Genomic DNA, 13275 nt, shown 5'->3' with positions numbered 1-13275 from the left:
TATATGAGTTATAAAAAAATAACGGAGACATCCTCCAATTATGATAATTTAGAATTATTGGATACCACTACCATTCTTCAAAAAATGAATGAAGAAGATAAAAAAGTGGCGGATGCCGTAGCATTGGTGATTCCGCAGATCACTAAATTGGTAGATGCCCTTGCCGAGAAATTTTCTAACGGAGGGCGTTTATTTTATATTGGTGCGGGTACTAGTGGAAGGCTTGGTATTTTAGATGCTTCTGAGATTCCACCGACATTCGGTATGCCACATGAAAGGGTAGTGGGCCTTATTGCAGGTGGTGATGTAGCCATAAGAAAAGCAGTGGAAAATGCGGAGGATGATACAGAACAGGCTTGGGTAGACCTTAATCAACATGTCATAAACGAAAAAGATGTTGTCGTAGGTATTGCCGCTTCGGGTACTACGCCTTATGTTATTGGAGGTTTAAAGAAAGCTAGGGCCCATGGTATTTTGACGGCTTGTATAACCAACAATCCGCAATCGCCGATTACAGAAGTGGCGGACATACCGATCGAGGTAAACGTGGGACCTGAATTTGTGACCGGTAGTACACGAATGAAAAGTGGTACTTCGCAAAAATTGGTGCTCAATATGATTTCCACAGCCTTAATGATCAAAATAGGAAGGGTAAAAGGCAATAAAATGGTAAACATGCAACTGACCAACGAAAAATTGGTGGATCGGGGAACCAGATATATTGTTGAAGGATTGGGAGTTAGCTATGATGAAGCCGAACGATTACTGAAAAAATATGGTTCCGTTAAAAAAGCATTGGAAAAGGGTATTCAAAATTAATTGAATACCCTTTTTTGTTTATTTCTTTGGAATTAGCTTGTAGATACCTTTACCTTCAACACCTACATATATAAGACCATCGGGACCTTGTTTTACTACACGTACCCGGCCTTTTCCATCTAAGAGTTTTTCTCGTTTTATAACTTGATTTCCCTGTAGCTCTAAACGCTCTAGATATTGAAAGGCCAATGACCCCACCAAAAGGCTTCCTTGCCAACCATCATATTTATCTGAGGTAATAAAGGCCATACCGCTCGGTGCAATAGACGGTACCCAATAATGTATTGGTTGTTCTGTTCCTTCCATTGTTGTTTTGTCGGTTATTGGGGTGCCGCTATAGTTAATGCCATACGTTACCAATGGCCACCCGTAGTTGGCACCTTTTTTAATGATATTTATTTCATCGCCACCCCTTGGGCCATGTTCGTTGTCCCATATCTCACCGGTTTCAGGATGTTTTACAAGACCTTGCGGGTTTCTATGGCCGTAACTGTATATGGCTGTTTTGGCGCCGGCCTCATTTACAAAAGGGTTGTCTTCGGGAATTCTTCCATCATCATAAATTCTATAAATTTTACCACCGTCCCTAGTTATATCTTGTGGGTTTACATCACGCTCGCCTCTTTCCCCGATAGAAAAGAATAGATAGCCGTCATTATCAAAAACGATTCTAGAGCCAAAATGCTGTCCTTTAGTGGTATTGGGAGAGGCTTTGTACAGTACTTGTTTTTGAATCAAGGCATTGTCATCCAATTTAGCCCTCATAATGGCCGTATGCCCCCCTTTTTCTGGTCCGTCCGTAGAGGCGTATGAAATGTAGATCCAACCGTTTTCTTTATAATCTGGGTGAATTTCTATATCCAATAAACCTCCTTGTCCCCGTTGGTATACTTCGGGTACATTGGAAATTTTTGTTTTTTTTCCGTTCATAAAATGAATGATTTCCCCAGATTTCTCGGTAATAAGCATGCTACCATCCGGTAAGAATGCGAGACCCCATGGAATTTGTATATCATCGACGAACAACTCACTGGTGTAAGAAGGGTTGCTGACGCTAGAAACCTTATTTTCAGGGTTTTGTGCGCAAGATGAATTTAGCAATGCAATAAAAAAAAGGACTAAGAATACACTTTTATTCATAATATGACGTTAGAAGAATGTTATATGATAAATGATTTTTTAAAGATAAAGAGAAAAATATAAGTATAAATAATTACATCAAGAACAATAGTGTCACCCCAAGAGCGCCATTGTTCTTACCAAACTCTACTTAACCTATGCATTCAAAACAACAGCGCAAGACGCTGTATGTACTACTACTGATACTACTCTCGGTAGTTGGCTCTACGGCACTTGCAGACTCCAGTATTAACAAATTAATTGACGAGGTAAACTTTGTATTCGATAAAGTGGTTGATAGTGCTCTTTCTGTAAAATCAGAAGAGTCCAACGCCTCAGATTCGTCTAATTCAGTTTCAAAGACTTTAGTTAGCAACAAGAAATTGGCAATGGCGCCTATGTTCGCCACTATTATACAAGGGGCGGATGAAGAAGTCGGCTGTAGTGATAATGGTTTTACCGTTGCGCGTTTTAATTTGTGTGGAAATAACGATGACCGTATTATAAGTTTGTCGGGGGGACCGTACAGTTCTGTTTCATGGCAAATTTTAGGAGGTTCATGTTCTCCTGATATTAATGAAGATTGTCCAAATACTGGGTCTTGTTACTCTCACGTAGCAGGTGGACAAACTTTTAATCTAGACGCAAGTAGTGTACCATCTACTGTCGGAGCTGAATACAGAGTGGTTGCCGACGGACAGATTTATTATTTTAAGGTTAAAAAAAGTACGATTACACAGACATATGTTAAAGAAGATTACATATGCGATGTACCTGGAAGAATACAGATAACCAACCTTTCGAGTGCTTACGAATTCAGTATAGATAGCGGTAGTGGTTATGGACCATGGCAAGGTGCTATTTTTTCTAATTTGGCACCTGGCACCTATATGGTAAAGGCTCGTCTAAAAGATACGCCGAACACTTGTGAATATCCCTATGAACCTATAGTGATAGAAGAGAAAAGCTTGGATATATCTGTTAACTATACAGATATTTATTGTTATGGTGAAACAGGTACTATCACGGTTACCCCAACACCGGGTCTTGGCCCTTATAAGTACACAATATTAAATTCTAGTGGTATACCACAAGAATTTACGGCTTTTATTCCAGATGAAACCTATACTTTTTCGGCGGTAGGTTCGGGTACGTATATCGTGCAAGTAGAAACACAACAATGTCAAGGAGATGTTTTAAATGGAATAGACCCACCAAGACAAAACCTGGATACCTTTGGTAATCCTATAACTATTGGTTCGGATATTAGCGCATTAGATGCATCTACCGAGGTAAATAGTAGTTTCGGATGTTCTACCATATCCAGTGTAGATATCATTGTAAATACCAGTGGAGGTTCTGCACCTTATTCTTTTACGGTAAACGGTGGGGCGGTTCAGCCCTCTTATGGCGATCCATCCACAGATACGGGCTCAACAACCTTTACCGTTACATCACCAGGTACATATGACTTTTTAATTACCGATAGTAACGGTTGTACTATAACGGCTTCTTCCAATGTAGAGGAACTTTTACCTCCAGATGTAACAGCATCTGGAATAGATGGTACGTGTAGTAATGGTGGAGCTAAAATCGATTTCACTATAAACGATGCCAGGGGATATAATCTCTCTTATAGAATAGATTCTGGAGACCCTTGGGTTACGACCCCTCAAATATCCGTTGCTGCGGGTACTTATAACGATATAGAGGTTAGATATCAACAAGGTGGTTTCGAATGTACTATGAGCTTACCTTCCGTAACCGTTACCAATGTGGGTGTCATTACGGGCTCCGCTACAAAGATATCCGATGTTACCTGTGATGGTAGTGGAGGTACCACTGGTGGACAAATAGATTTTGTAGGCCCTTTTACGGGAGGGTCCGGTAGTGGGTATGAATTTAGTATCGATGGAGTCAACTTTTTAGGCGTTACATCCTATTCTGGTTTGGCTGCGGGTACTTATACACCAATAATACGTGATGGAGGCGGATGTCGTTTAGAGCTTACACCTATTGAGATTTTAGATGTAGATCCACCTTCGGATCTTGATTTTGCTCAGAGTAATGTGAATTGTAGTGCAGGTACTTCCGATGTTACCTTGACGCCGACTTCCAGTGCGCCCATAGCAAACTATTCTATAATAAGTCCTATTATCCATGATAATGGCTCCAGTAACATATTTGTAGGTTTAAGTACTTCATCATCATATATTTTTCAAATAACGGATGACAATGGTTGTACCTATACCGAAGGCTTTAGCCCTGCTGTAATAAGTTCTATAAGGGCTAGGGTAAAATCTGGTGGTGATTTAAGGGTTTGTAATGGTGCCACTGATGGTACAGGAACTTTTATAATAGACGGTTTTGCCAATAACTATACCTACGAAATTAATGGTGGACTGTACTCTGGCGGTCCTCAAAACGATACAGAGGTAGACTTGCCGTTATCCGGTGCAGGAACCTATACGATTACGGTAACAGATGCGGATACAGGTTGTACGGATACTGCTTCTTTTGATATAGAAGAAGCTACTGTTTTGGATCTAAGTGGAAGTATTGTTACACCGATGACGTGCGATAATAATAACATAGGCAGGGTTGAAGCTGTAGTTACTGGAGGATGGGGAGGAAATAGATATACTCTGGAATATCCTTCTGGTATCACTGTTGGCCCTAAATCGAGTCGATTTTTTGGTAATCTTACGGAGCCTACCGATATTTTAGATCCATCCGATGTATATACTTTGACAGTAGAGGATTCTGAAGGTTGTACCGCTTCATTTACCTTTGATTTAGAAGAGCTTATTCCTCCGACAATAGATATTGTGAGTTCGGATCTATGTTATTCTCCGGCAAATAATGCGTCTGTGACTGTCTCTTCTTCAGGTGGGGGTACAGGGCATGTATACCGAATTAATAATGGCGCTTTTCAGGCTAGTCCTACCTTTAATGGTTTGGTACCCGGAACATACATCATAGAAGTGCAAGATGACAATAATTGTAGAAACCAGGTTTCGATTACTGTTCCACCACAGATTAATGTAACGTTGAGTATTATTGATGAGATACCATGTGGAGGAGACGGTACTTTAGGAATCAATGTAACCGGTGGGGACATAAGTGATTTATCAACCACTTCTTATACAATATATAAAGATGGGGTAGCTGTTCCCGGGGCTACAAATGTTCAATTGCCATCTGACTCTTTTAATTATACGGTACCTTTCGGTGAACACGGTGATTATACCGTATCTGTTACGGATAACAATGGCTGTTCCGATATATCTGAACCTATTACTTTTGTTCAGCCTACTAGTATTGTAGCTACACATAATGTGACTGGAACCAGTTGTGGGGACTCTAATAGTGGATTTGTAGAAATTATTCCAGATCCCACTGTAGGTATTCCGCCTTTTGAAATAAAATTTGGGCCTGATGGAAGCTTAACTTATGGCGTTGGAGATGATGGTATTTATGAGTTTTCTTCACAAACGGTATATTCAGGGTTGTCCGTTGGTACTTATGAGTATTTGGTAAAAGATAGTAGAGGATGTTTAATTCCTGGTATTGTAGATGTGGTGGTAGCTCCAGATCCTATTGCGGCACCAGATGCCACGGTAGCTCCTTTGGATGCCACTTGTAGTGCCAGTGTCGTTTCTGGGGGTGTTCAAATAACAGGTATTGCAGATGGTGTACCCGAATATACCTACATAGTAGAAGATTTGTTCGGTACAGAAATAACAAGGGTAACAACGGATGGGTCGACTACCTATCCTCTTGATATTTATCATGATGATATTGTACCAGGTCAATATCAGGTTATTACTTTAGATTCTAGGGGCTGTAGAGATATTGATGTTGTTACGGTTATAAGTGCTACAGTAGATATAGTGCCCGATAATACTACATTGCCTTTAATCTGTACTCCGGGCGGATTTACGTATTGCGTAGATATAGTGGGAGGTACTGGGCCATTTGATATTCGTATGGTCGATGGTTCTTTACCACCATATACGTATACTTCTTTGGCACCGGGCATAAGAAGGTATTGCTTTAGCGGTATTCAATTCGGACAGACCTTTACGGTTGAAGTGGTAGATACTGCAACTAATTGTATTTACGAAGAAGTAATAGAGGTTCCGGCTGGGCCTACGGATCTTGACGTTTCTTTGGCTATTGATAATGCTACTTGTATACCCGGAAATTTAGTGGATCTAACCTATACTATTACTGGGTTATCGGCTGTGGGGCCATTTGATATAGAAATAAGGAATACAGAGACGGGTGATTTGTTTTTATCCGAAACAAGACCTGACCTCACACATTCATATCAAGTTCCGGAAGGTGCGTATAGCATTCTAGTATATGATAATGGAACGAATTGTTCAGATGGTGCGTCTACGGTTGCCATACTTAATATGCCAAGAGTAGATGTTATAGAGAATATAAATGCCAATTGTAACGCTGATGGGCAACTAACGGTTAGGGGAAGTGGGGGAACTCCTTATCCTTCATCTGGCGCAGGGTCATTACCGGATGGTGCACCTTACGAATATGCTTTTGTGCCTGCTGGCTCACCTGTTGATACGGATGGAACGCTAACACCTGCAGATCCATCGGATGATTTTTCTACGGCATCGACCGTATCCTTGCCAGGTGCGATAGCTCCAGGTATAAATTATGATATATGGGTTAGGGATTCTAGAAATTGTGCATACCAGATTTCTACTGCGGTAATTGCGGAAGATCCTCCATTGCCCGCGCCAGACTTTGATGTAAGTAACCAATGTGATGTGACAGCGGCAACATTTACCATTGATGTGTATATGCCCGCAAATATAGATACCCCTAATTTTACTTTAGGTGGTGTAAGTCAGTTTGGTGTTTTTGATGCTGGTGATAACCGATGGGAAGCAACTTTTACAGTAAGTAGTATTGGAGTTTATAGAGTAGATGTAATTGATGCTAACGGGTGTGAAGGTTTTGCTGAACCGGAGGTTTTTCAAAAACTATCGGCCTCAGGAAGATTTACAACGGAACCTACTTGTACAGATCCGGACGGCATAATTACCGTTGTAGCCGATGGAGGAAGTGGTGATTTCGATTATGAACTGCAAGATAACCTAGGAACGTATATTACTAATAATAACACAGGTGTTTTTACCGGAATCGGAGCTGGAGAATATCAAGTTTTGGTTACCGATAACCAAGTTACGGACGGTACTAATAATTGTACTGTCACAGTTGATAATATTATAAGTACAATACCTACGGCTCCTTTAATCGTTGACGATGGAAAAAGTGATATTAGTTGTAATGGTGCCAATGACGGAAGCATAAATCTAACTTTGTCTCCGGGTACCGATATAGATGGTATTGCCGCTTATAATATATATTCAGGTACTTTGCCATTACCTCCAAGCCCGACACCGTTATTTACAAACACCTCGGGGTCTTTTACGAATTTAACTCCAGGGGATTATGTTGCCCAGGTGGTTACGGACAAAGGTTGTACAGATGAGGTAGAGGTTACGATTGCCGAGCCACCTGCATTTTCAATTACGGCATCTGCGCCTCCTTTTGCTTGTGAGACCGGTGCCAATAGGTATAGCTCAACTGTCATTACTGTAAATGTGGTGGATCCGGGTACTGTAGGTAGTGGTTATCAATATAGTATTACCGGTTTTTCAAACTACCAAACATCCAATACTTTCGAGATCATAGATAATGGTAGTCCAAGAAATATTACGGTATATGCTATGGATGGTAATGGGTGTCAAACAACTTTTGATGTGCCTACGATAGCGATACCTGATGATGTGACGCCATCTATCATAGAAGTGGATCCATTAAATTGTAGGGATGATGAGAGGGTGCGAATTGAAGTGATAGGTACTACCGACTTTACAATACAGACGGTTTCTGCCGTACCAGTACCAAATTATACCAACAATCCTGGTGATAATTTTGTGGATGTTTATTTACCAGCTTCAGGCGATTATTTGTTTGAAGTTATCGATAACGTTGGCGGGTGTACTTATCCTATGCCAGTACATACGGTGGCAGAACCACAATTACCTACAATTTCTATTTCCGAGGCTAAACCTGTAAGTTGTTTTGGAAGTAGTGACGGAGAGTTGTTTATAGAAGTAACCGACTTTTCCGGTGTTTATGATTATAATGTATATGAAGCTTCCGATGTAACCAAAACAACCTCGTTGGCAAGTGGTAGTTTTGATACCAATAATTTCCCCGATGTCAATGGCGACCCTGCGAGAATTACGGGCTTACCTGGTGGAAATTTCATTGTAGAGATAGTATCCGTAGATGAACCTTATTGCTCAAATGATAGTAATGTAGCCAATATTAGAACACCTAATGGGGCATTGCAGGTAACTGCGACTTCGGTCGGTAATGTTGGTTGTGGTAACGATAGTGGAGAAATAGAGGCTACCGGTACAGGTGGATGGGACGATTCTCCTTATGAGTATCGTTTAATGTTAAGTTTGGACGGTGGTGCCACCTATACCTCTGAAATAGCTCCTTATTCTAATAATAACGAGTTTACCGGACTTTCATTCGGATTTTATCAAGTACAGATAAGGGATTCGGAATTGTGCTCTAGTACATTTGAAATTGAATTGGAAGAGGTTCCACAAATAGATGCAGGTATAAGACAACCGCAAGGGTTGGATTGTCCGAACGGAAACAATGCAATTCTTGAAGCCTATGATCCTACTTCTGGAGATGCGACTACGGCATTGGCAGGAGCTACGGGAGGTTTCCCAGGAGCAGGCTATAATTATAGATTATTGTACTTGAACAGTAACGACAATACCGATATTGCATCTGCAAGTGGTTTGCAGAATACCCCAACATTTGTAGGTGCCAGTGGAGGGTTCATTAGTGCCGGTTGGTATGCGATAGAAGTTTCTTCAAGTTTTGACTGTTTATATGTAACGGAACCCTATTATGTGGATCCACCACCACCAATAGAGCCTTTATTGGTACAGACCCGTGTTCCTGGTTGTGGAGGAGACGGTGAAATGAGACTATCCATAGAAAATCCCGATCCATCTTATACTTATGAGTATATGAGAGTAGAGAACGGTGTGACCATAGGAGGATGGCTACCGATGGCAGGTACTTCGGTTCTTATTAACGGGGTTCAGGGAATAACGTATCAATTTGACGTAAGAAAGATAAATGCAACAAGTACTTGTTTAGCGGTTAGATCTAACGGTATTACAATGACAAATGCTACCGGTATCACCATTTTACCTAATCTACCGGATGACATTTCATGTGCTTCGGAGTTGGATGGTAGAATAGAGTCGTTCGTAAACGGAGGTGTAGGTGATGATACGTTCTACCTATATAACGGTGATCCCGTAGATGCGTTTAATCCTGATCCTTCTGCAACTTTGTTCAGGGGGCCACAAGATAACGGTACTTTTGAAGGTCTTCCTGAAGGAGACGATTATTATATCGCTGTAACTAGTGGTAGTTCTTGTATGGATATTGCCGGACCTTTTGAGATAGTTAGGCCAGATCCAATAACTTTTGATGCCTATTCCACACCTGTTACCTGTAATGGAGAAGAGGATGGAACCATTACCGTTGAGGTACTTTCTGGAGGTGTGGGCTTAATTCAATTTGCTATTGAACCTAACTTCAACGAGTTCTTTAGTGATCCGGCCACTCCGGGAAGCTATGTGTTTGAAGATCTTGCACAAGGTACTTATGAAATTTTGATACAAGATGAAAACGGTTGTTTTGAAAAGGATTATATTACTGTAACAGAACCGGATGTTCTGCAGGTAGTGGATATTCAAACAACTCCTGAATTGTGTATAGGTGCCAATGATGGAACTGTAACGTTCAATATTACTGGAGGAACACCGTTTAATGATCCATTGGTAAGCCCGACTCCTTATTTTGAATATAAGATAGAAATGATAGACCCTGTGGATGAAACGGGAACAGGAACATTTGCACCGTATACTCCAGGTCAAATAATTGAAAATTTACAAGGTGGTGCGTCATATGCGATACATGTACAAGATGCGAATCTTTGTTCTACGGTTGAGTTGATTACTGTAGGCATTGGGGTAGACCTAACGGCAGAACCCTTGGTACAATATGGTTGTGAGGGAATTTTCCCCAACAGTACCGTAACGATTCAAATGCTGGCAAGTGTAGATATGAACGATCTCATGTTTGCGTTAGATCCATTGGATCCAACGGATGCCATTACCGCTAACGCCGGTGATGAAAATGTATGGGGTAATCTACAGGCTGGAGACCATACCGTTTATATCTATCATCAGAACGGTTGTACCAATTCGGTAGATTTTACGGTGGATAGTTATAATCCATTGACCCTATCGGCAATAAAGACCGGACCAAACGAACTTACGGCTTCTGCCGAAGGCGGATATGGGGGTTATGAATATTTCTTTAACGGACAATCTTATGGAGAAGAAACGGTCTATACCACTAATGACAGTGGTACTGTAAATGTTCGTGTCGTTGACTCTAATGGATGTGTTGCAGAGGTCGAAGTACCTTTCGAGTTTACCGGTATGTTGGAGATACCCAATTTCTTTACACCGGATGGTGATGGGGAAAATGATGTATGGTCGCCCAAGAACCGCGAATTTTTTGACACCGTAGAAGTTAAGATCTACGATAGATATGGTAGGGTAGTCGCTATATTGAACGAAGTAAGTAACTGGGACGGTACCTACGAAGGTAAAGAATTGCCTTCTGGAGATTATTGGTACGTGGTGAATGCTTTAGCGAGTAAAGAGACACGTTATGTAGGCCACTTTACCCTGTATAGATAGAACATAGTTTATTTAATTTATATAATGTTCAGGGAACCCCGAGATTTTAAATCTTGGGGTTCTTTGTAATGTGGTATTCGCTTTTTTAGGTTGTTTTGCCTATATTGAATTGCAAATAAGAACAATTAAGTTGGTCAAGAAAATTCACTATTTGCTAATACTCCTAATTTTTAATAACTGTGCATCTCAAATAGGTCCAAACTTAATTGATGATGAGTTCGAAACCACTGTTAAGGAGAAACTAAGTTATTATTTATACTATCCTGATGATTATGATAAGGATTCCAATACGGAATTTCCAATATTACTTTTTTTACATGGTGGTGGTGAATCGGGGCAAAGTCTCGGAGAGACTAAAAAGAGTGGCCCTCCAAAGCTCATAGTAGATGGCAAGAAATTTCCGTTCCTGATATTGATACCCCAAAACCCTTATCCTAAAAAATGGTGGAATACAAGAGCGGTAAAACAGTTGTTGGATTCTGTTGTTTCTGATAATAGGGTTGATAAAAACAGGGTTTATTTAACAGGATTGAGCAGGGGAGGGGGAGCAGCTTGGGAAATGGCTGTGCAATATCCGGATACCTTTGCGGCCATGGCCGTTGTTTGTGGTATGACCCCTTTACCGTATGCTTCTTGGATAAATAAAAAGATGCCCATGTGGGTGTTTCACGGAGCCGAAGATAAATCGATTCCTGTGGAGGAGTCGGAAACTATGGTGGCAAAACTTAAGCAAATGGGCTACGATGTACGTTTTACTAAATATGAAAATGTTGGTCATAACGCTTGGACAAGGGCTTATGCTACTGATGAACTCTATGATTGGTTTATGGAGCAACGATTAAACAACTAAAACCTGTCAATACTTTAAAAAGATTAGGGTACGAGGTTGTTTTTTAATATGATGATATCAATATCCGAATTGTTCCAGGTATCATATAAATTATCCGGTACGGGGGTAAATGTATAGGTAAACGAACTCAGTACAATATCTATGTCCCCATCGGAGTCTACATCGCCGGAATCCAATAAAAACCATCGGCCCAAAGTAGAAGTATCAAAACTATAGGGTTTAAAATCAAAATTATCGGGGTTGTTGTTTTCTAAGTATACAAATGAACCGTTTGGGTTTTTTTCATAATCGGGGAAGGTAGCCACGATGGCAAAGTCTATATCGCCATCATGGTCGTAATCTTCACAGTTGACCCGGGTAGCACCGTTTAAAGAGTAAAAATATGCTTCGTTAAATTCGTTTTTCCCGTTGTTTATATGAATACGTAGCCCATGATATGGTTTGTGAACATAACTTTTATCGGCATTATCGCCGTGTACGGTTATTATGTCGTCATCGCCATCCCCATCAAAATCTATCAATTCGAACCAACTTGAGCCAGATACGGGACTGAATCGGAGTAGGGTTTCTTTTTGAAATTTTAAGTCTTGCTGTTGGTAAAAGGCAACAATACTTTCTTGCCCTTGTGATGTAAGTGCCATAAGATCTGTTTTTCCGTCTCCGTTCAGGTCTTTTGCTATAGTACGTATGGTACCGGGCAGGTTTAAAAGAATTTTCTTTTCGAAGGTATGGGCGTCAGATTCTTGAAATAGGGATAAACTACCTGTTAGGTTGCCGAATTCGCTTACAACAATCTCGTTACGACCATCGTTGTTCAAATCTTCCACTAAAGTGTGCACGGGTCTGTGGAGAATGATGGATTTCTTGTTAAGCTTTATGCTGTCCCTGTAAACATCTAAAGAACCACGCTGGCGTTCGGAAGGGTTTAAGTACCCTATAGAGGTAATGTATGTTATACCATCTTTTTGAATATATGTGGTTAATGCATCTACTGTTTTTTCTGATGATGCTATGATTGCTTTTTTTGCATCATATTTTATGAGGTTCCCGTTGAGGTCGGCACTAATTATTGTTTTTTCTTTTTGATCAAATGTCAAAAAACTTATTAAAGACCCTTTGGTGCTATCTAACTGTATTGCTTCTGGTGTAAATTGAACTAATTCTTCCGTTTTATGTTTGTTGTTTTCGGTATCTAAAGAATCTGGTGCCATTGAAATTATATACTCACTAAGCAGAGACCAATCTTCTTGAGGCAACATGGGGGTTCTAGGGTATATGCCAGATTCCATGATAGCAACTTGCTCTTTTCTGGAAATTCGCCTTAACGGATCATTGGTAGAATCTATAATTCCCATTCTTGCGGCCATGTCCGGTAACACTCCATCTTGCCATATATGTTTTGGAAGGTCATTGATTTCGGGTAATAGATGACAACTTGCGCAATAAGATTTGTAAAGAGCTACAGCTCTTTTTTCTTTTTTTGATGTACAGGCGATAAAAATTAATAAAATGAAAGAAGAGACAATGAAATTTTTAATAATCGATTTTTCTTTCATTTATATAAAGTATCAATATCGGTATTCAATTTCTATTCGGCATATTAGGGGTACCAACAAATTTGTGAATAATACCTTC

The 13275-nt window shown here is 40.3% G+C and carries 5 protein-coding genes; 3 read left to right on the top strand and 2 right to left on the bottom strand.

Annotated features, from left to right (window positions below; all coding sequences use genetic code 11):
- Positions 1 to 3: 3 nt before the first annotated feature.
- Positions 4 to 819, top strand: coding sequence for an N-acetylmuramic acid 6-phosphate etherase (gene murQ, locus J8L85_RS14645; protein WP_211018503.1), 816 nt, complete (start codon positions 4 to 6; stop codon positions 817 to 819).
- An 18-nt stretch (positions 820 to 837) separates the two neighbouring features.
- Here murQ and J8L85_RS14640 read toward each other — a convergent pair whose 3' ends face one another.
- Positions 838 to 1959, bottom strand: a complete 1122-nt coding sequence (locus tag J8L85_RS14640) for a PQQ-dependent sugar dehydrogenase (RefSeq protein ID WP_211018491.1) — start codon at positions 1957 to 1959, stop codon at positions 838 to 840.
- A gap of 137 nt (positions 1960 to 2096) precedes the next feature.
- Between J8L85_RS14640 and J8L85_RS14635 the strand changes: the two genes are divergently transcribed.
- Complete coding sequence (locus J8L85_RS14635) at positions 2097 to 10790, top strand: T9SS type B sorting domain-containing protein (protein ID WP_211018489.1); 8694 nt, start codon at positions 2097 to 2099, stop codon at positions 10788 to 10790.
- 151 nt (positions 10791 to 10941) lie between these two features.
- Positions 10942 to 11640, top strand: coding sequence for a PHB depolymerase family esterase (locus J8L85_RS14630; RefSeq protein WP_247656685.1), 699 nt, complete (start codon positions 10942 to 10944; stop codon positions 11638 to 11640).
- Positions 11641 to 11663: 23 nt separating this feature from the next.
- On the opposite strand, the gene J8L85_RS14625 is transcribed toward J8L85_RS14630, so the two are convergent.
- Positions 11664 to 13196: a VCBS repeat-containing protein gene (locus J8L85_RS14625; RefSeq protein WP_211018487.1), complete on the bottom strand. Its 1533-nt coding sequence runs from the start codon at positions 13194 to 13196 to the stop codon at positions 11664 to 11666.
- Between the last annotated feature and the right edge of the window lie 79 nt (positions 13197 to 13275).

It is taken from the genome of Maribacter sp. MMG018 (assembly GCF_018100785.1).
Taxonomy (GTDB): Bacteria; Bacteroidota; Bacteroidia; order Flavobacteriales; family Flavobacteriaceae; genus Maribacter.
Note: the sequence above shows the minus strand (reverse complement) of the source record. Positions and strands in the feature narration are given on the sequence as shown.

Excerpts from the sequence above, each read along its gene's own strand:
- murQ (WP_211018503.1), top strand. The coding sequence starts at position 4 with ATGAGTTATAAAAAAATAACGGAGACATCCTCCAATTATGATAATTTA.
- J8L85_RS14640 (WP_211018491.1), bottom strand. The coding sequence starts at position 1,959 with ATGAATAAAAGTGTATTCTTAGTCCTTTTTTTTATTGCATTGCTAAAT.
- J8L85_RS14635 (WP_211018489.1), top strand. The coding sequence starts at position 2,097 with ATGCATTCAAAACAACAGCGCAAGACGCTGTATGTACTACTACTGATA.
- J8L85_RS14625 (WP_211018487.1), bottom strand. The coding sequence starts at position 13,196 with ATGAAAGAAAAATCGATTATTAAAAATTTCATTGTCTCTTCTTTCATT.